The following is a 19,587-nucleotide window of genomic DNA, read 5'->3' on the forward strand; positions in this document are numbered from 1 at the left end:
GTCAGATCTTCTGCGCCTGGCCCTCCCAGTACGGGTCGCGCAGAAGGCGCTTGTAGAGCTTGCCGGTCGGCGTCCTCGGCATCGCGTCGACGAAGTCGACCGAACGCGGCGCCTTGTAACCGGCGAGCGCGGTGCGGACGTGCTCGATCAGCTCGTCCGCGAGGGCGCCGGACGGCTCGGCGCCGTCGGCGAGTTCGACGGCGGCCTTCACCTGCTCGCCGAACTCCTCGTCCGGCACGCCGAACACGGCGACGTCCCGGACGGACGGATGGGTGATCAGGACGCCCTCGATCTCCGCCGGATAGATGTTCACCCCGCCACTGATGATCATGTCGATGACGCGGTCGGACAGGAACAGGTAGCCGTCGTCGTCGAGGTAGCCGACGTCGCCGGTGGTGAACAGGCGGTCCCCGCGGTGCATCGAGCGGGTCTTGTCCTCGTCGCCCCAGTACTCGACGTCGTCGCCGCTGGTGTAGCGGAAGAAGATCTGGCCGGGTTCCCCCGGCGCGGCGGGCTCGCCGTCCTCGCGCAGGATGTGGACCTCCGTCGTCGGCAGCGGACGGCCGACGCTGCCGGGCTTGTCCAGCCACTCCGGCGCGGTGATGACGCTGTTCACCGCCGCCTCCGTGGAGCCGTAGTACTCGTGGACGATCGGGCCGAACCAGTCGATCATCTGCCGCTTGACATCCGGCGAGCAGGGCGCGGCGCCGTGCCACACGACCGAGAGGCTGTGGCCGGCGAACGACGCGCGGGTCTCCTCGTCCAGCCGCAGCAGCCGGACGAACTGCGTCGGCACCAGGTGAACGTTCGTGATGGCGTGGTCGTCGATCAGCCGGAGCGTCTCGGCCGGGTCGAAGGCGCGCCGCATCACCACCGGCCGCCCCACGAGCATGAACACGTAGGACCACAGCCACTGCGCCGAGTGGTAGACGGGCCCGACGAGCAGCGACCGCCCGTTCGCGGGGATCTGCAGGACGTCGGCGAACACGTCCCCCAGGAGCGTGGCCGTCTCGATCGGGGCGCCCGCGCCGAGCTGCTTGCGTCGCACGCCCTTCGGCCGCCCGGTGGTGCCCGAGGTGTAGAACATCGGGAACCCCATCACCGGGTCGGCGATCTCCTCCTGCGCGCCGCCCGCGAGGAACTCCTCGTACGGGGTGAAGCCCGCGATCCCGTCGCCGAACGCGACGCGGGCGTCCAGGCCGAGCCCCTCGGACGCCTCGCGTGCGATGTCGCCGAAGACGTCCTCGGAGAACAGCGCCCGCGCGCCCGCGTCCTCCAGGACGTAGCGCAGCTCGTCGGCCGTCCAGTGCCAGTTGACCATGACATGGCGGAGCCCGATGTGGCCCGCGGCGCACATCAGCTCGAAGTACTCGCGCCGGTTGCCGGAGTGGATGGCGATCGCGTCGCCGGTCGCCAGGCCCAGGCCGCGCAGCGCGCTCGCCAGCCGGTCGGTCCTGGCGTCCAGCTCCCGCCAGGACGTGCTGCCGCGTTCGTCGGTCAGCGCGGGTTCGTCTGGCCTCGCATCGACGTGAGGGCGCAGCAGTACGGCCATCGGCCACCTCCGGGAACACGGCAGGGTCTGGACTGCGACTCTAGGACCGGGTGCCCCGGAAGGCCAGGTCAGACGACGGACCGTCCGGCGCGGTCACCGGCCAGGACGATGTCCGCCGCGCCCGCGAGCTGCTCCAGGCGCGACACCTCCGTCCGGTGGAACGGCGGCGCCCCCGTCCGGGCGGCGACCAGCACGATACGGCCTTTGAGCAGCGGGCACATCGCGTGGTGCGTGCCGTCCGGCGCCGTGAACGCGCGCGGGCGGAGCGGCAGGAGCCCGTGCAGGGCGGCGCCGGACATGCCGCCGGCGCTGACGTGCACGAGCACCGCGTCGCCCGTGTCGCCCGCGTCGCCGCCCGCCGGCTCGGCGAGCCCCGCCCAGTCGGCGCTCAGGACGGCCGGGACGGCGTCCGCGAGGATCTCGGCGCCGCGCCCGGGGTCGGCCGCGACCTGCCCGATCACGGCGGCGTCCGGGCAGAGGCCCTGCGGCTCGGCCGTTGGCCACACCCCGGCGACGTCCACGCCGGGCACCGAGCCCAGCCCCTCGACCAGCCGCTCCACGCCCGCCCCGGCGGGCCACGCGACCGTGAAGTCGTCCATCGCCCGGCCGTTGCCGCGCTCCAGCACCGCCATCTGGACGACGTCGGCGCCGGCGGCGCCCAGCGTGCGGGCCACCCGCCCCAGCGATCCGGGACGGTCGGGCAGCCGGATGCGTATCCGCAGCAACATCGCCACCTCCAGTTCCCCCGTGTGATGCCCCCACTTTCGCCGGAGGCCGTTTCCCTGGTGTTACCCACAGGTGTCGACGCGAGAAAACGCCGTCGTTGCCGGTGCTGGAATGGCGGGTACAGGTCAAACTAGAGTCCAGTGAAGGTCATCAGCAGGCCTATCGCCTCACGTCGCCCAGCATTAAGGTAACTCCACGTGTCGAGGGACGGGGACCCCCCAGTCAACGAGGACTCCGGAGCCGAGCCGGACCCGGTGCCCGCCGGGGACGACGCGGCGTCCGGCGACGAGGCGTTCCGCGCCGACGTCAGGGACGCTCTCGCCGGGCTGGCCGCGCGGCTCGACCGCGAGCACGAGCGCGCCGCGCACCGCGAGGCCGTCATCGACCGGCTGCACGAGGAGAACCAGCGGCTGCGGCGCGGGGAGCTGCAGGCGATGCTGGAGCCGGTCCGGGCCGCGCTGTACCGGCTGCACGACCAGGCCCGCCGCGAGTCGTGCCGGCTCTCCGCGCCGGACATGACCGAACCGCCGGATCCAGAGGGGACGGCGCTGCTGCTGGGGGCGATGGCCGACGACGTCGCCGACGCGCTGGCGCGGCTCGGCGTGGAGAGGTTCACGGCCGAGGCGGGCGCGCCCTACGACGCGTCCCGGCACCGGCCGGTCGCGGTCACGCCCGTCGACGACCCGATGCGGGACGGCACCGTGACGACCGTCCAGTCCGACGGGTTCGAGCAGAGCGGGAAGGTACTGCGCAAGGCGGCCGTCAGCGTCGGGCGGCACCGCGCCGGCGCCGCGGGCGGCGGCGCCGGCGGGCACGACGAGGCGGACGACCAGGTGGGCGACAAGGCGGACGAAGCCCCCGAGACCGGATCGAACGGGGCCGGTCACTCGGTCAGGGCCGGCTCAAATCGCCTGCGCGGGACCGGGCGCGGCGAGACGATGAACAGCGGACTCGGTACCGATAGGTGAGAGGGACATGGCTGTCTACGGGATCGACCTCGGAACCACGTACTCCTGCATTGCCTCCATCGACGATGTCGGGCGGCCGGCGGTCCTGCGCAACCTGGAGGGCACCGACACCACCCCGTCCGTCGTCTACTTCGAGAGCGGCGAGAACGTCGTCGTCGGCGCCACCGCGAAGGACACCGCGGTCCTGGAGCCCGACAACGTCGTCAGCCTGATCAAACGGGACATGGGCCGGGAGGTGGCGCGTCCCATCCACGGAATCGACTTCACCCCCGAGGAGCTGTCGGCGTTCATCCTGCTGAAGCTCGCGACGGACGCGCGCACCACGACGGGCGAGGAGGCCCGCGACGTGGTCATCACCGTCCCCGCCTACTTCGGCGCGGCCGAGCGCGACGCGACCCGCAAGGCGGGGCGGATCGCCGGGCTGAACGTCATCGACATCGTGTCCGAGCCGATCGCCGCCGCGATCACCTACGGCGTCCTGAACCCCGAACAGGACAGGACGATCCTCGTGTACGACCTCGGCGGCGGGACGTTCGACACCACCGTCATCTCGCTGCGCGGCGGGCACATCGAGGTGGTGTGCACCGACGGCGACCACGAGCTCGGCGGCGCCGACTGGGACGCGCGGCTCGTCGAGCACCTGGCCGAGCGGTTCCGCGCCGAGCACCCGGACGCCGGCGACCCGCTCGACGACAAGCAGACCGAGCAGCAGCTCCGCCGCGACGCCGAGGACGCCAAGAAGGCCCTCACCACCCGCACCGCCCACACCGTCCGCGTGATGCACGCCGGGCGGGTCGCGTCGGTCGAGGTGTCGCGGGAGAAGCTGGAGGAGCTGACCAAGGACCTCCTCGACCGGACCGTCGAGATCACCGGCCGGACCCTCGCGACCGCCGCCGACAAGGACGTCGACGACTACGACGACCTCGTCCTCGTCGGGGGGTCCACGAAGATGCCGGTCGTCGCGGCGCGGCTGGAGACCGAGCTGGGCCTCACGCCCCGGCTGCAGGACCCCGACCTCGCGGTCGCCAAGGGCGCGGCGCTGTACGCGTTCGAGGAGACCTACCGGCGGCTCGTCCGGGAGGGCGCCGCCGAGCGCGCCGAGGAGATGGCGAGCCGCGCGGGGCTGTCGGCCGAGCAGCAGAAGCAGATCGCCGGGCGGCAGATCAAGACGGTCGCCTCGCACGCGTTCGGGATCGTGGTGGTCGACCGGGAGACGGGCGCCGAGAACGTCGCGCATCTCGTGCACGCCAACGACGAGCTGCCCGCCTCGAAGACCGAGGACTTCTTCACCGTCTACGACGACCAGACGTCCGCGGACGTCCGGGTGATGGAGCAGGCCGGGGTCGTGGAGTCCACCGACCTGATCGACAACACCGAGATCGCGACCGGGGAGATCCGCGTCCCGCCGGGCAAGAAGGCGGGCTGGCCGATCGGCGTCACGTTCGCGCTCGACTCGTCCGGCCTGCTGAACGTCACGGCCGTGGAGAAGGAGACCGGCGAGCGGCTGGAGCTGAAGGTGGACGTCGGCGGAATGTCGGAGGAGGAGGTCGAACGCTCCCGGAAGGCCCTCTCCCGGGTCCAGGTCAGCTAGCGGCCGGAGGGGCCCGTGGCGTTCGACGACGACTACCGGCGGGAGGTGCTGGAGCCCGCGCGGGCGGCGGGCGATCACCCCCCCGAGGACCTGCGCGTCCGGTACGCGCTGGCCGATCCACCGCCGTTCGGCGGACGGGCTCCGCTCGACGGTCTCACCGGGCCGGAGGTCGCGGCGCGGGTCAAGGAGGTCCGGCAGTGCTGGCGGCGGGCCCGCGGGCAGCTGAAGTACCGCAAGCTCATCGACCGGCTGGAGGCCGAGCACCGGGAGCTGACGCCGCTGTTCACCGCCGCCGAACGCGGTGACCTGCGGCCGCTGGACGCGCGGCTGCGCGGCGGGCGGGAACGCGGCGAGCGGCGCCGCGCCCAGGCGCGCGCCCGGCTCGCCGACGCGGCCGGGACGCTGAAGATGGCGGCGCCCGCCGAGGTCGAGGGCATCGCCCGCACCGCCGGCGTGTCCCGCGCCGAGCTGGAGAGCCTCGCCGCCGGCGACGGCATCGAGATCCGCGAACCGGACCCGCTGCCGTCCGCCGCGCCCTATCCGGCGTACCGGAAGGTCCAGGAGTCGCTGGACGTCCTCGGCAAGCGGCACCTGGCCGACTTCCTGTTCGGGGCGCGGCTGACCGGGCCGGTCCGGCTGCTGGGCGGGTTCGCCGCGCCGGGCGGGGACCTGCCGCTCGACAAGGACGCGGTCGCGGCGGCGGGCGCGGAGTGGGCGCGCCGCAGCCGCGACACCAGCACCACGCACGCCGACACGATCCTCGCCGCGCTGCGGTCGGGGGCGGACCTGTCCGAGCTGGTGCTCTACGACGTGGTGGAAAGGCTCCGCGAGCGGCTGCGGCAGCGGGCGTCGGAGCGGGCGCTGCTGCGGTACGCCGCGGAGGACCTCGGCATCGACCAGGGCGACGCCCGCCGCATGGTGTTCGCCGTCGTCCGGGAGACCGGGCCGGGCGGCGGCCTCGCGGGGCGGCTGCGCGCGCTGCTGGACGCGGGCGAGGTGTTCGCGGCGGCGGAACTGGCGGACGCCGCCGGCGTCCCGCCGTCCTCCGTCGCCCCCCGGGCTTCCGGGGACGCGGAGCCGCCGGAGGAGGAGGTCCTCGCCGCCGAGGCCCGGCACCGCCTCGACACCGCGCTGCGCCTCCGCGAGACCGCCGCCGCCGACCCCGACCCCGACCGCGCCCACCGGCTCCTTGCCGACGCGCTCCGCCTCGTCCGCGACCTCCCCGGCGCCGCCGCCCACCAGCGCCGCCTCCCGCCGCGCCCCGTCACTTCGCTGCGCGCGGACGTGGACATCGCCCCGGCCTGCGCCGGGCCCGCCGATGGCGGACGCCGCGGCGGGGCGTCGGTGCGGCTGTCGTGGGACGGCTCGCCGTCCCCGGGCGGGGAGATCGTCTACCAGATCGTGCGGCAGGTGGGGCGGGCTCCGCGTGATGTCAGGGACGGCACGCCCCTCGGCGGGGCGCTCGACGAGCGGCCGCCCGTGAACGTCCCGGTGTACTACGGCGTGGTCGCGGTGCGCGGGGAGGCGGCCTCCGCGCCCGCCGTGGCGGGGCCGCTGCTGGTGCGGCCCGATCCCGGTGAGGTGGAACTGCTGGCCGGGGACGGCCAGGTGACGGGGCGGTGGCGCTGCCCGGCGGAGGCGGCGCGGGTCGTCGTCGTCCGCGACGGGCAGGCCGTTCCGGCGGGCCGCGACGGGTTCCGCGAACAGGTCCCGAACGGGCGGACGCACCACTACCGGATCTGTGCGGTGTACCTCGACGCGTCCGGCCGGGAGGTCGTGACGGGCGGGGTGCGGGCGTCGGTCACGCCGAGCGCGCCGCCCGAGCCGGTGTACGCGCTGTCCGCCGAGACCGACGCGTCCGACCCGGGGCTCGTCCGGGCCCGGTTCGACGCGCCCGGCAGCGGGACGGTCGAGCTGGTGCTGTCGGAGGGGCCGCCGCCGTGGCCGCGCAGCGCGCTCGTCCCGCTGGAGGAGGTCCGGCGCGAGACGCGGCGGCTGGCGTGCACACCGGTCCCCGGCGGGCTCGCGGCACGGCCCGGCTCCAGCGGATGGCTGCTCGCGGTGACCGTCGCGGAGGGCACCGCCGCGATCGGCGCGTACCACCGGCACGTGAACCTGCCGCCGCCGCGGCGGCTGGTCGCCGAGCGGCGCGGCGACTACGTGCACGTCGGGTTCGACTGGCCGGCGGACGTCGCGGAGGTCGACCTCGTGTACCGGATCGGCGCCGGGCCGCCGCACCTCGCCGAGCCGCCCGCAGGCGAGGTCGTGACCCGCGCCGCCTATGACACGCAGGGCGGGATCCGGCTGCCCGTCCCCGAGGACGAGCCCGTCGAGCTGTCGGTCGCGGCGGCAGGGACCGTGGGCGGCGCCCGGGTGACCGGCCCGCCGGTGACCGCCGAGGTCGCGGCCCGCACGATCGTCCGCTACGACGTGCTGCGGTCGGGTCCGCCGTGGCGGCGGTCGCTGACGGTCCGGTTCACCTCGTCCCGCCCGCTGCGGGTGGCACGGCTGTCGCTGGTGCTGCGGGCCGGGCGCGTCATGCCGCACCGCCCCGCCGACGGGGAGACGCTCGGCAGGTGGGAGCAGGTGCCCGTGCCGGGTGAGCTGTCCCTGGCGGCGCCGCACGTCTCCGGGCCGTACTGGCTGCGCTGCTTCGCCGACGACGCCGCCGTCGAGCTGAGCGACCCGCCCGTCCGCCGGCTCCGGGTCCAGTGATGGCGAGGCCGCTCGCCCGGACCGGGATCCCCGGTGTGCCGTCCCGGCAGCGCACGTCCAAGCAGGGCGTCACCTGCCCGTACTGCTTCGCGTCCGTCGCGCCGCAGCGGATCCTGTTCCGGTGCCGCGGGCAGGCCGGGCGGCGGCGGGGCTGCGCGCCCGTCCTCGACGAGGAACTCGCCGCGTACACGGGGTCGACGGCGGGCGCGTCGCTGCCGCCGGTGTTCTCCGCGTCCGGGCGCGGGGGCCGCGCGGACTGCCCGGACTGCGGGCTCCCGACCGGCAGCCGGGCCTGCCCGGAGTGCCACAACCCGCTCCCGTCCGCGTACTGCGACTCCCCCGGCCGGATCGTCGCGCTCGTCGGGGCGAAGAACGCGGGCAAGAGCACCTACATCGCCGTCCTGCTGCACGAGCTGATGAACCGCGTCGGGACGGAGCTGGACGCGTCGCTGGTGGCGTGCGACGACCGCACGATCGAGCGGTACAAGCGCGACTTCGCGCGCCCGCTGCTCGAGGAGCGGCGGCTGCTGCCGACGACGGCCAGCGCCGCGACCGGCCCCCGCGAGCCGCTGGTGTACCTGCTCACCCGGACGCGGCGGGGGCGTTTCTCGCGTCCCCGCAACGACTCGCTCGCGCTGGTGCTGTTCGACACCGCGGGCGAGGACCTGCGCAGCCGCGAGGTCACCGACCTGCACCTGCGGTATCTGGAGGCGGCCGACGCGGTCATCTTCCTGGTCGATCCGCTGGAGCTGCCCGGTGCCCGGACCGGCGTGCGCGACGCCGTCCCGGGGCCGCGCACGGCCGGTGAGGACCCGGGCAGCGAGCCGCTGAACATCATCGCCCGCGTCACCGACACGCTCCGGCAGCGGCACGGCACCCGGCCCGGCGTGCCGCTGCCCGTCCCCGTCGCGGTCGCGCTCACCAAGATCGACGTTCTGCGGCCGGGTCCGCTGGAGCAGTCGGCGCTGCACCGGTCCCGGTCCGGCCGGGGCGTTCTCGACCTGGACGACAGGGACGCGGTGAACGAGCAGGTCCGGGCGCTCCTGCACGAGTGGCAGGCGGGCCAGCTCGACACCTATCTCGGGCAGCAGTACGCCGAGCACGGGCTGTTCGGCCTGTCGGCGCTCGGCGCCGTCCCGGACGGGGAACGCGTCGGCGCGGGCGGTGTCCGGCCGTACCGGGCCGAAGATCCGCTGCTGTGGCTGCTGTACCGGTTCGGGATGCTCGACGGCGTGCGTCCCGGAGGGTCGTAGCCGTGGCCTGGCAGCTGCACTACACCTCCGCGCGGCGCGGCCCCACCGGCCGGGCGGGTTTCCAGTTCGTCGCGGAGACGCCCGGGCTGCCCGACGGGGTCCGGGCGGGCGTGACGCCGTACCTGTCGTACCGTCCGCCGCCCGACGCGCCGCCGTCGCCCGACGACTCCGAGCTGGGCCTGTTCCCCGTGTCGCTGCTGTACGACCGGGTGGACGGCCGTCCGCTGCTGCTGCGCTGCAGCTACCTCGGCCGCGACTACTCGGGCCGCTACGGCAACTTCTTCGCGCACGCGGTGGTGGCCGAGCCGGACGAGCTGGAGGGCGTGCGGCCCGCCGAACTCTGGCACGCGCCGCACTGGACGCACCGCCCGGAGCCGGAGACGCCGGTTCTGGAGTCCCTGGACGAACTGGTCCCCGGCGCGGCGCTCGATCCCGAGGCGCTCGCCGCGTGGCTGTCCGCCTCGGGCCCCGGCGACCCGTACGCGCTGCTCGGCCGTCTCGTGGACGCCGTCGCCGGCGTCCTCGGCCGGGGTCATGGACGGGTCGTGCTCGTCGCCGACGACGTCGAGCTGGTCGCCCGCTGGATCGCGGTCGTGTCGTACTCGCTGCCGGTCGCGGCGGCGGCCCGGCTGTCGTTCGTCACCTACACCGCCGACCCGGACGGCGCGGCGCAGCGCCTCGTCGGCACGACCCCCGCGATCTGGGCCTCCGCGCAGCACCACGCCTCGCACGCCTCCGCGTTCGACCTCCGCAAGGGCGTCCGGGACGGGGACGCGAGCCGGTTCGCGCGGACCGTCGCCGGCTGCTGGCGCGGCCCCGACCTCGCCGGGCTCGACGCCCTCGGCGAGCTGGCGCCGCTGAACGATCCCGCGCAGGAGGCCGCCGCCGCGCTGCTGGCGCTCTGCCGGGGCGACGCGACCGTCACGGCGGCGGAGGAGGGCGCGGCCGCGGAGCTGCTGTCGCGGCGCGGGCCCGGGATCCCCGAATGGGTGTGGCGCGACCTCGTCCCGGGCGTCCCGTCCATGGGCCTGGATCTGGCGCTCGCCCTGCATGAGCGGGCGCGGGCGGCGGGCGCGGCGGAGGTCGCCCGGCAGTGCTCGCTCCGCGTCACCGAGGGGGTGTCGGACGCGCTGGCCGGGGCGTCCGCGCTGGCCGATGTCGCGGCGGCCGCGGGGGTCGCCGGGCGGGCGGGCGTGCCGGTCGACCCCGCGGAGGTGTCCGCGGCGGCGGCGCGGTGCGCACGGCGCGGCGGCGGTGATCTCGGCGCGGCCCTCGCCGGATGCCCCGGCGGGTCGCGCGACGCCCTGCTGGACGGGGTCGTCGCCGGGCTCGCCGGGGCCCGCGAGCGGGAGCGGGCGGCGGTGCTCACGCCCGGGAACTGCGATCTGCTCTACGCGCACGCCGGCCGGCTGCGCGCCGTGCCGGTGATCGCGTGCGCGGTGCTGGCGTCCGTCGGGCGCCGCCGTCCGGGACACCGGATCCCGGTCACCGGCGAGCTGCTGCGGCTCGACGGCGAAACCGGCGGCGAGGTCGACGCCGCGCTGGGCGAGGTGTGGTCGGAGCCGCCGTCCGCCGGTGAGTGCGCCGACCTGCTGGACGCGCACGGCGACGCGATGGCCCGGCGTCCCGCGCTGGCGGGGCTGCCGTCCCGGACGTTCACGCGGCTCGCGTTCCCCGGCGGCGACGGCCTCACCGAACCGGCGGCGCTGCGGCTCGCCGAACGGGTCCGCGAGGTCATGCCCGGCGGCCGGGCGGGACGCGACGCGGTCCTCGTCCAGGCGTACGGGAAGGCGATCACCGCCGGGCCGGCCGGCGCGGCGCGGGCACTGGACGACCTCGCGGACGCGGACGGCGCCACCCCGCAACTCGCGGGCGAGGCGTTCGTCGGGGCCGCGCGGCGGCTGTGCCCGCGGCCGCCGGCGTTCCGGGCGGAGCTGCTCGCGGCCCTGTCCCCGTCCGCCCGCGCCCGGCTCGGCGCGCGCTGGACCGCCGAGCTGCCGGGACGTGCCCGCGCCGGGCGCGCCCCGCTGCGCGGCGCCGAGGTCGGGCAGCGCAACGAGCTGGTCGAGGTCGTCCTGCGGCTCAGGGAGCGCGGCGTCACCGAACCCGCCCTGGAGGCATGGGCGCGGGCGGCGGCCACCCGGTGGCTCGCGGCCAAGCAGCTCGACGTCCACCTGGCGCGCAGCCCGCGGTTGCGGGCCTCGCTGCGCGACCTCCTCGGCGACGGCCCGCCCTCTCGCGGGGGGAGGTGAGCCGGTGCATCCCATCCTCGTGCTGCTGCTGATCGCCGTGTGGGGCGCGGCCATGTGGCTCGGGTTCATGTACGTGTTCCCCGTGCTGTTCGCCGCGACGCTCGTCGTCGCCGGGGCCGCCGCCCTGGGCCTGTACTACCTGCACGCGTGCCGGACGCTCGCGCCGTCCACCCTGGAGGGGCCCTCGCCGGTCGCCGAACCGAAGATCGCGTTCCGGCACTACCTGCTGGGGCAGGTGTGGCGGGACTGGTGGACGATCAGCCGCACGGTCGTCCCGCAGGTGTACCGGACGGCCAGGGGCGTCATCGTCCGCCTGACCCGGCTGCTGCTCGGCGGGCTCTGGGGCTTCTTCGTGTTCCCCGTCTGGCTGGCGCTGTGCGCGGGCATCGTGGCCGCCGCCGTCCCGGCCGGCGTGTTCGTGCTGGCGCTCACCTTCCTGTACGGGGTGGTCGCGGCGATCGGGCTCGCCGTGTGGCTGCTGTGCGTGCTCGTCCTGGCGGCGGTGGAACGCGTCTTCATGACGTACGGCCGGATCCTGCAGACGTGCCCGCACCCCTTCTGCTACGAGCGGATCGGCCTGCCCGAGTACGAATGCCCAGGGTGCGGGGCACGGCACGCCCATCTCGCCCCGGGGTCGGGCGGCGCGTTCCGGCACGTGTGCCGGTGCGGGGCTCGGCTGCCCACGACCGTGCCGCTCGGACGGTTCCGGCTGGCCGCGTACTGCCCGCATTGCGGCGGGCGGCTGCCCGAGCGGATCGGGCGGGTCCGCGTGGAGCCGCTGCCGTTCGTCGGCGGCCCGGCCGCCGGCAAGACCACGTTCATGGTCCTCGGCATCCGCGCCCTGCACGCGCGCGTCCGCGCCGTCCACGGGCGGCTCGCGTTCGTCGAGCAGCGGCACGCGCAGGCGTACGCGGGCGCGATCCGCGAGTTCCAGCGCGGCGGGCGGCTCGCCAAGACCGGGCCGGAGCTGCCCCTCGCCACCATGGTGGACGTGGAGCTGCCGGGACGCGCTCGGCGCATCCTCTACCTGTTCGACCCTGCGGGCGAGCACTACACGGGCGCCACGGAGGTGGAGTCACTGCGCTACCTCGACCACAGCGAGGCGCTGCTGTTCGTCGTGGACCCGTTCGCCCTCCCCCAGCTGCGCGGATCCCTGACCGGAGACGAGCGGGAGTTCGTCGACCGGTCCGCCGCGTCGTCGGAGGAGGACCCCGCCGACACGTTGCAGCGGGTCCTGAACGAGCTGCGCTCCCGTCCCGACCAGGGACATCAGAAGCGCGTCGCCGTCGTCGTCACCAAGACCGACCTGCTGGCCCGCACGGAGATCGGCCGCTGCCTGGACACCGAGGCCGGGCTGCGCGAATGGCTCGGCGACGTCGGCCTCGGCAACACCGTCCGGACCCTCGACCAGGTCGCGGGCCAGGTGCGGTACTTCGCGTCCGGTCTGGCCACCGAGCCGGCGGACGTCGCGGACCTGCTCGGCTGGGTGACCGGGCTGGCCCCGGCGGGCGGCGGGGGCGGGCCGGCCGCCGACGCGGCCCAGGAGCTTCCCGGGACGGCGCCGCTGCGCGCCCCGTGGCCGGTGCGCGGCCGCGGCCCGAGCCGCGTCCCCGTCGGCTACCAGGTGGGGCGCTGGGCGGTGCTGTCCGGGCTGTCGGTCCTCACCGTCGCCACCGTGACCGGCGCGGTCGTGGCCGCCGCCGAACGATTCCCCTTCTGAGTGACTGTGACCGACCCCACTTCCTGACATGGAAGATAACGGACCGTCGCCTGATTGAACCCTCTCAGAGCCCCTACCCCGCGGCTCCCTTCCCGACCGAGAGGCGACGATGACGCAGACGGCCGATCCGGCCGCCGGAACGTCTCACGGCCGTGCGCCGGACCGGCGGCTCTGGCTGGTCGTCATGCTCGGGGCGCTGACGGCCGTGGCGCCGCTGTCGATCGACCTGTACCTTCCGGCGCTGCCCGCGCTGACCTCCGACCTGTCGACGGGCGCGGTGCAGGCGCAGCTCACGCTGACCGCGTGCGTCGCCGGCCTCGCCGCGGGGCAGGCGGTGGCGGGGCCGCTCAGCGACACGTTCGGGCGCCGCCGGCCGCTGCTCATCGGCGTCGCCGCCTACGCCGCCGCGTCACTGCTGTGCGCCGCCGCACCGACCGTGGAGACGCTCATCGCGCTGCGGCTGGTGCAGGGCTTCGCCGGGGCCGCCGGGATCGTGATCGCGCGGGCGATCGTCCGCGACCTCTACGACGGCGTGGCCGCCGCCAGGTTCTTCTCGATGCTGATGCTGGTGACCGGGCTGGCGCCGATCCTCGCGCCCGTCTTCGGCGGGCAACTGCTGCGGGTCGTGCCGTGGCCGGGGCTGTTCGCCGTCCTCGCGGGGGTCGGCGTGGCGCTGTTCTTCGCCTCGCTGCTCTGGCTGCGGGAGACGCTGCCGCCCGTGCGGCGCGCGACGGGCGGGCTGCGCGCCACGCTGGGAACGTTCCGGGCGCTGGCGGGCGACCGGACGTTCGCCGGGTACGCGCTGACGATCGGCCTGGCGTTCGCCGCGATGTTCACCTACGTCTCGGGGTCGCCGTTCGTGCTGCAGGACATCTACGGTCTTTCGCCGCAGGCGTTCAGCATCGCGTTCGGCGTCAACGCGCTCGGGCTCGTCATCGCCGGGCAGATCGGCGGCCGGCTCGCGGGGCGCGTACCGCTGCGGCGGCTGCTGGGCATCGGGCTCGGCATCGTGGTCGCGGGCGGGGCGGGCCTGCTCGTCGCCGTCCTCACCGGCGCGGGCCTGTACGCGGTGCTCCCCGCGCTGTTCCTGGTCACCTCCGGGCAGGGGCTCGTGCTGCCGAACACGACCGCCCTCGCGCTGTCGGGCCGCGCGCCCCGGGTGGCGGGCAGCGCGTCGGCGCTCCTCGGCGTCGCGCAGTTCTCGCTGGGCGGGGCCGCCGCGCCCCTGGCGGGGATCGCCGGGCCGGACACCGCCGTCCCGATGGCGGTGTCCATCGCCGTGCTGGCGGTGCTCGCGGCCGCCGCCACCGCGGCCATCACCCGCCCTCCGAGGGTTGCGTCAAAGAACTGATGCCGCGTACGGCCGGCGGTGTGATCGACAGCGAACACAGCGCCGCAGCTTCAGACGCGGCGCTGATCCAGGGCCGCCAGGACGAAGCCGGCGACCTCGTCGGCGAGCTGCTCGGCCGTCTTCGGGCCGTCCGCCCGGTACCAGGACGGCATCTGGTTGACCATGCCGAGCGCGACGATCGTGACGGTCTCGGCGGGCGTCGCGTCGCTGAACACCCCGTCCCGCTGCCCCTGCTCGACGAGACCGCGGAACGTCACGTGGTAGCGGCGGCGGTCGGCGCGGACCGAGCGCATCCGGGCGCTGTCGAGGCGGTGCATCTCGCGGGAGAACACCTTCGCCTCGTCGATGTGCCCGGCCGTGCTCCGGACCAGCCCGGCCAGCACGGCGCGGACGGCCTCGCGCGGCGGCAGCCCGCGCGCCAGCACCTCGCCGAGGTCGGCCAGCTGGCGGGCGATCAGCGAATGGTAGATCTCGTAGAGGAGATCGTCCTTGGAGTCGAAGTAGTGGTAGAGGGCGCCTTTGGTCACCTCGGCGGCCTCCACGATGCCCTGCACGGACGTCCCGTCGAAGCCGCGTTCGGCGAAGAGCGTGAGCGCCGCGTCCAGGATCCTCCGCTCGACCGCGCTCGCCCGCACGGGCGCCGCCGACTCGGGCGCCGGCGGCCCCGGGTCGAGCGTGGGTTCGGTCTTCGCCACGTCGGGCACCTCCCATGGAAAGCTGGGCGTTGACTCCGTGTGCGCCACGCCATAGCTTGCCAGAAAACCGACCGGTCGGTATGCCCCCCGCTGCCCACAGAGCCCGCCGCCTTACAGAGGGAGAGCCCATGCCCGCAGTAGAGACCGTCCGCGGCCCCGTCGACGTCGCCGGCCTGGGACGCACCTTCATGCACGAGCACGTCTTCGTCCTCAGCACCGAGAACGTCCAGAACTACGGCGCGGGCGACTGGTGGGACGAGGACGAGAAGGTCGCCGACGCCGTGGCCAAGCTCCGCGAGCTGGCCGGGCGCGGAATCACCACGATCGCCGACCCCACCGTGTGGGGGCTCGGCCGCTACATCCCGCGGATCCAGCGGATCAACGAGCAGGTACCCGACCTCAACATCATCGTCGCCACGGGGATCTACACCTACCACGACATCCCGTTCCAGTTCCTGCACCGGGGCCCCGGCACGATGGTGGACGAGGGCCCCGACCCGATGATCGCCGACTTCACCCGCGACCTCACCGAGGGCATCGCGGGCACGGGCGTCAAGGCCGCGTTCCTCAAGTGCGCCGTCGACGCCCCCGGCCTCACCTCCGCCGTCGAGCGCATCCTGCGGGCCGTCGCCGCCGCGCACCGCGAGACGGGCGCGCCGGTCACCGTGCACACCGAGAGCTCGATCCACGCCGGGCGGACGGTCGTCGACCTCCTCGGCAAGGAGGGCGTGGATCTCGCCAAGGTGGTCATCGGGCACGCCGGCGACAGCAACGACCTCGACTACCTGATGGAGCTCGCCGACACCGGCGCGATCCTCGGAATGGACCGCTTCGGCCTCGACATCATCAACCCGACCGAGAACCGGGTGGCCACGATCGCGTCGCTGTGCGAGCGCGGCTACGCCGACCGGGTCGTGCTCAGCCACGACGCGAGCTGCTTCATGGACTGGTTCGGCCCCGACCCCGCGACGGTGCCCGCGATGCAGCCGAACTGGCACTACCGGCACATCACCGACGACGTCCTGCCCGCCCTGCGCGCCGCGGGCGTCACCGACGCCCAGATCGACCAGATGCTGGTGGACAACCCCAAGCGCTACTTCACGCGCTGAGGGCCCGGGCGCGGGACGGCGCCCGTCCCGCGCCCGTCCGGCGCCCGCCCGTCCGGCCTCCTCGTGCGACCACCCGGTCATGACCCGCCCGGGGTATACGACTAATCCCCGGAAATCGGGAATCATGGGAGGAACAACGAGGAGGGGCCAGGTGAGCGAGGACACCGTGCGTCGCGGCGCCCGAGCCGCGATACCGATACTCCTGGTCACGCTGCTGTCCCTGCTCGCCCCCGGCTGCCGGATCGTGGAGGGCGGCGCGACCCGGGACGTCCCGCCGCCCGTCACGGCCGCGCCCACCACCACGCCGGCCAAGCCCAGCGGCAGGCGCCCCGGTGTCGTCAACATCAAGACCGAGCAGGACCTGAACGGCACCCGCGCCGCCGGGACCGGCATCGTGCTCGACCCGTCCGGCCTCGTGCTGACCAACAACCATGTGATCCGCGGCGCCACCGAGATCGTGGGCACCGACACCGACGACCGCCGCACCTACACCGCGCAGGTCGTCGGCTACGACCGGGCCGGCGACATCGCGGTGATCCGGCTGAAGGGCGCCTCCCGGCTCAAGGCCGCCGTGTTCGACTCCGCGTCCGGCGTCAACGTCGGCGACCCGGTCACCGCCGTCGGCAACGCGGGCGGCAAGGGCGGCACGCCCAGGGCCGTCACCGGGAAGGTCACCGCCCTGGAGCAGTCCGTCACCGCCCGCGACGACAGCAACGGCACCACCGAGCGCCTCACCGGCCTGATCGAGACCAACGCGCCGATCAAGCCCGGCGACTCGGGCGGCCCGCTGCTGAACACCGCGGGCAAGGTCATCGGCATCAACACCGCCGCGTCCGCCGGTCTGTCGGTGGACGGGGCCGAGGAGAAGAAGAACCACCGCGGGTACGCCATCCCGACCGACCGGGCCCTGGACATCGCCCGGCAGATCCAGCGCGGCGAGGCGTCCACCACCGTGCACATCGGCCCGACCGCCCTGCTCGGCGTCAAGGTCCGCTCCAACGCCAACTCCCCGGGCGCCCGCGTCGCCGAGGTCGTCCCCGGTACCCCCGCCGACACCGCGGGCGTCCCCGTCGGCGCCGCCATCGTCACCTTCGACGGCCGCGCCGTCGACTCCCCCACCGCCCTCACCACGCTGATGATGGCCCACCACCCCGGCGACGTCGTCCAGATGCAGTGGACCACCGCCCAGGGCGCCCACGTGTCCGCGACCGTCCGCCTGGGGGAAGGCCCGCCCCAATAGCGCCCGGCGGCACGCGAGCCCGTCCGGCATGCATTGCATTTCCATCCTGCGGATTCGGTCGGGTCCCAGAGGGCGTCCTCATGCGACAGTGGGAGGAATCCAGGCGACCACGAGGATGTGCATGCCATGAGCCGCAAGGCGCCCTCCGGCGACTTCGACGACGCGGGCCTTGAAGTCTCGAAGCCGAAGACGTGGGCCGCGGGCGTGCCCGGTGTCACGGCCGCGCTGCGCCGGTCGTACGAGCAGATGGGGGTGCGGCGCACCGCGCTGACGCTGCTGCGCGTCAACCAGAAGAAGGGCTTCGACTGCCCGGGGTGCGCGTGGCCGGAGGGCGACCACCGGCACACGGCCGAGTTCTGCGAGAACGGCGCGAAGGCCGTCGCCGAGGAGGCGACGACGCGGCGGATCACCCGGGAGTTCTTCGCGCGGCACACCGTCGCCGAGCTGGCGGAACGCTCGGACCACTGGCTCGGGCAGCAGGGGCGGCTGACCGAGCCGATGCTGAAACGCGCCGGGTCCGAGCACTACGAGCCGGTCTCGTGGGACGAGGCGTTCGGGCTGCTCGCGTCCGAGCTGAACGCGCTGGAGTCGCCGGACGAGGCCGTCTTCTACACCTCGGGCCGGACCAGCAACGAGGCCGCGTTCGCCTACCAGCTGTTCGTGCGCTCGTTCGGCACGAACAACCTGCCGGACTGCAGCAACATGTGCCACGAGTCGTCCGGGTCGGCGCTGAGCGAGACGATCGGGATCGGCAAGGGCTCGGTGCTGCTGGAGGACCTCCACCAGGCGGATCTGATCTTCGTCGTCGGGCAGAACCCGGGGACGAACCATCCGCGGATGCTGTCGGCGCTGGAACGGGCCAAGAAGGAGGGCGCCCGGATCATCGCCGTCAACCCGCTGCCCGAGGCGGGGCTGATGCGGTTCAAGAACCCGCAGCGTCCGTCCGGCGTGACCGGGCAGGGCACGGTGCTCGCCGACCGGTTCCTGCAGATCCGGCTGAACGGCGACCTCGCCCTGTTCCAGGCGCTCAACCGGCTGCTGCTGGAATCGGACGCGCCCGACGCCGTCGACCGCGGGTTCCTCGACGCGCACGCCCACGGGTTCGAGGCGTTCGAAGAACACGTCCTCGGCCTGGACTGGGACGACGTGCTGGAGGCGACCGGGCTGACCCGCGACGAGATCTCCGCGGCGCTCGGCGACGTCCTCGGCGCCGGGCGGATCATCGTCTGCTGGGCGATGGGCCTCACCCAGCACCGCAACTCGGTGCCGACGATCCGCGAGATCGTCAACTTCCTGCTGCTGCGCGGCAACATCGGCCGTCCCGGCGCGGGCGTCTGCCCGGTGCGCGGCCACTCCAACGTCCAGGGCGACCGGACGATGGGAATCTGGGAGAGGCCGAAGCCCGAGTTCCTGGACGCGCTCGCCGCCGAGTTCGGGTTCGAGCCGCCGCGCGAGCACGGCGTCGACACCGTCGACGCGATCCGCGCCATGCGGGACGGCCGCGCGAAGGTGTTCCTCGGGATGGGCGGCAACTTCGTCCGCGCCACTCCCGACTCGGCCGTCACCGAGGCCGCGCTCCGCAACTGCCGGCTGACCGCGCAGGTGTCCACCAAGCTCAACCGCTCGCACGCCGAGGCCGGCGAGCTGGCGCTGATCCTGCCGACGCTCGGCCGCACCGAACGCGACGAGCAGGAGTCCGGGCCGCAGCTGGTGTCCGTCGAGGACTCGATGGGCATGGTGCACGCCTCCCGGGGCCGCCTCGCCCCCGCGTCCGGGCATCTGCTGTCGGAGGTCTCGATCGTCTGCCGTCTCGCGAGGGCGACGCTCCCCGGCTCGGGCATCGGGTGGGACGCGATGGAACGCGACTACGACGTGATCCGCGACCACATCTCCCGTGTCGTTCCGGGCTTCACCGACTACAACGCCCGCGTCCGCGAGCCCTCCGGCTTCACCCTCCCCCACGCCCCGCGCGACGAGCGCAGGTTCCCGACCGCGACCGGCAAGGCCAACCTGACGGTCAACGAGCTGGAGGTCCTGCGAATCCCGGAGGGGCGGCTGCTGCTGCAGACCGTCCGGAGCCACGACCAGTTCAACACCACCATCTACGGGCTGGACGACCGCTACCGCGGCATCAAGGCCGGACGCCGCGTCGTGTTCGTCAACCCCGCCGACCTGTCCGCCCTCGGCCTGGACGACGGCGCGGCGGTCGACCTCGTCTCCGAATGGTCGGACGGCGTCGAACGCCGCGCGCCGTCCTTCCGCGTCGTGGCCTACCCGACCGCGCCGGGCTGCGCGGCGGCGTACTTCCCGGAGACCAACGTCCTGGTCCCCCTCGACAGCACCGCCGAGGTGAGCAACACCCCGACGTCCAAATCCGTCGTCGTCCGCCTCGAACCGGCACGGCCCTGACCGGGT

Annotated in this window: 13 protein-coding genes; 10 read left to right on the plus strand and 3 right to left on the minus strand. The window is 74.4% G+C overall.

Annotated elements, in window-relative coordinates; genetic code table 11:
• Position 1 precedes the first annotated feature (1 nt).
• Both ACGFK0_RS00950 and ACGFK0_RS00955 read right to left on the minus strand, forming a co-directional pair.
• Entirely contained in the window at positions 2-1,552 is a 1,551-nt protein-coding gene (locus tag ACGFK0_RS00950; RefSeq protein WP_392898153.1) for an AMP-binding protein, read from the minus strand.
• A 68-nt stretch (positions 1,553-1,620) separates the two neighbouring features.
• Entirely contained in the window at positions 1,621-2,280 is a 660-nt protein-coding gene (locus ACGFK0_RS00955; RefSeq protein WP_392898156.1) for an ACT domain-containing protein, read from the minus strand.
• 195 nt (positions 2,281-2,475) lie between these two features.
• Between ACGFK0_RS00955 and ACGFK0_RS00960 the strand changes: the two genes are divergently transcribed.
• The 7 genes from ACGFK0_RS00960 to ACGFK0_RS00990 all read left to right on the plus strand — a co-directional run bounded on the left by ACGFK0_RS00960 (position 2,476) and on the right by ACGFK0_RS00990 (position 14,128).
• Entirely contained in the window at positions 2,476-3,246 is a 771-nt protein-coding gene (locus ACGFK0_RS00960; RefSeq protein WP_392898159.1) for a nucleotide exchange factor GrpE, read from the plus strand.
• Positions 3,247-3,253: 7 nt separating this feature from the next.
• Positions 3,254-4,837, plus strand: a complete 1,584-nt coding sequence (locus tag ACGFK0_RS00965; RefSeq protein ID WP_392898161.1) for an Hsp70 family protein — start codon at positions 3,254-3,256, stop codon at positions 4,835-4,837.
• Between the two features lie 15 nt (positions 4,838-4,852).
• Positions 4,853-7,552 (plus strand): hypothetical protein, encoded by a 2,700-nt coding sequence (locus ACGFK0_RS00970; RefSeq protein WP_392898166.1) that lies wholly within the window; start codon positions 4,853-4,855, stop codon positions 7,550-7,552.
• The gene (locus tag ACGFK0_RS00975) at positions 7,552-8,805 is read left to right on the plus strand and encodes a hypothetical protein (RefSeq protein ID WP_392898169.1); all 1,254 of its coding nucleotides are present in this window, start codon (positions 7,552-7,554) and stop codon (positions 8,803-8,805) included. Before ACGFK0_RS00970 ends, ACGFK0_RS00975 begins: the two co-directional genes overlap by 1 nt.
• Before the next feature lie 2 nt (positions 8,806-8,807).
• Complete coding sequence (locus ACGFK0_RS00980; RefSeq protein WP_392898172.1) at positions 8,808-11,057, plus strand: hypothetical protein; 2,250 nt, start codon at positions 8,808-8,810, stop codon at positions 11,055-11,057.
• Between the two features lie 4 nt (positions 11,058-11,061).
• Positions 11,062-12,777, plus strand: coding sequence for a hypothetical protein (locus tag ACGFK0_RS00985; protein WP_392898175.1), 1,716 nt, complete (start codon positions 11,062-11,064; stop codon positions 12,775-12,777).
• Positions 12,778-12,886: 109 nt separating this feature from the next.
• On the plus strand, positions 12,887-14,128 hold the full coding sequence (locus ACGFK0_RS00990; protein ID WP_392898178.1) for a multidrug effflux MFS transporter: 1,242 nt from the start codon (positions 12,887-12,889) through the stop codon (positions 14,126-14,128).
• Positions 14,129-14,178: 50 nt separating this feature from the next.
• Here ACGFK0_RS00990 and ACGFK0_RS00995 read toward each other — a convergent pair whose 3' ends face one another.
• A complete protein-coding gene (locus ACGFK0_RS00995; protein ID WP_392898181.1) occupies positions 14,179-14,823 on the minus strand; it encodes a TetR/AcrR family transcriptional regulator in 645 nt (214 codons plus the stop codon).
• Positions 14,824-14,951: 128 nt separating this feature from the next.
• Here ACGFK0_RS00995 and ACGFK0_RS01000 point away from each other — a divergent pair, with 128 nt between their 5' ends.
• From ACGFK0_RS01000 to ACGFK0_RS01010, 3 genes are all read left to right on the plus strand, one after another.
• Positions 14,952-15,932 carry a phosphotriesterase gene (locus ACGFK0_RS01000; RefSeq protein ID WP_392898184.1) on the plus strand — a complete coding sequence of 327 codons (981 nt, stop codon included), beginning with the start codon at positions 14,952-14,954 and terminating at the stop codon, positions 15,930-15,932.
• A 151-nt stretch (positions 15,933-16,083) separates the two neighbouring features.
• Positions 16,084-17,172, plus strand: a complete 1,089-nt coding sequence (locus ACGFK0_RS01005; RefSeq protein WP_392898189.1) for a S1C family serine protease — start codon at positions 16,084-16,086, stop codon at positions 17,170-17,172.
• A gap of 126 nt (positions 17,173-17,298) precedes the next feature.
• The gene (locus tag ACGFK0_RS01010; RefSeq protein WP_392898193.1) at positions 17,299-19,581 is read left to right on the plus strand and encodes an FdhF/YdeP family oxidoreductase; all 2,283 of its coding nucleotides are present in this window, start codon (positions 17,299-17,301) and stop codon (positions 19,579-19,581) included.
• Positions 19,582-19,587 lie beyond the last annotated feature (6 nt).

Source organism: Spirillospora sp. NPDC048823 (assembly GCF_043198445.1).
In the GTDB taxonomy this organism is placed as follows: Bacteria; Actinomycetota; Actinomycetes; order Streptosporangiales; family Streptosporangiaceae; genus Spirillospora.

Coding starts and splice junctions, on each gene's coding strand:
- ACGFK0_RS00990 (WP_392898178.1), top strand. CDS start 12,887: ATGACGCAGACGGCCGATCCGGCCGCCGGAACGTCTCACGGCCGTGCG.
- ACGFK0_RS00955 (WP_392898156.1), bottom strand. CDS start 2,280: ATGTTGCTGCGGATACGCATCCGGCTGCCCGACCGTCCCGGATCGCTG.
- ACGFK0_RS00950 (WP_392898153.1), bottom strand. CDS start 1,552: ATGGCCGTACTGCTGCGCCCTCACGTCGATGCGAGGCCAGACGAACCC.
- ACGFK0_RS01000 (WP_392898184.1), top strand. CDS start 14,952: ATGCCCGCAGTAGAGACCGTCCGCGGCCCCGTCGACGTCGCCGGCCTG.
- ACGFK0_RS00965 (WP_392898161.1), top strand. CDS start 3,254: ATGGCTGTCTACGGGATCGACCTCGGAACCACGTACTCCTGCATTGCC.
- ACGFK0_RS01010 (WP_392898193.1), top strand. CDS start 17,299: ATGAGCCGCAAGGCGCCCTCCGGCGACTTCGACGACGCGGGCCTTGAA.
- ACGFK0_RS00975 (WP_392898169.1), top strand. CDS start 7,552: ATGGCGAGGCCGCTCGCCCGGACCGGGATCCCCGGTGTGCCGTCCCGG.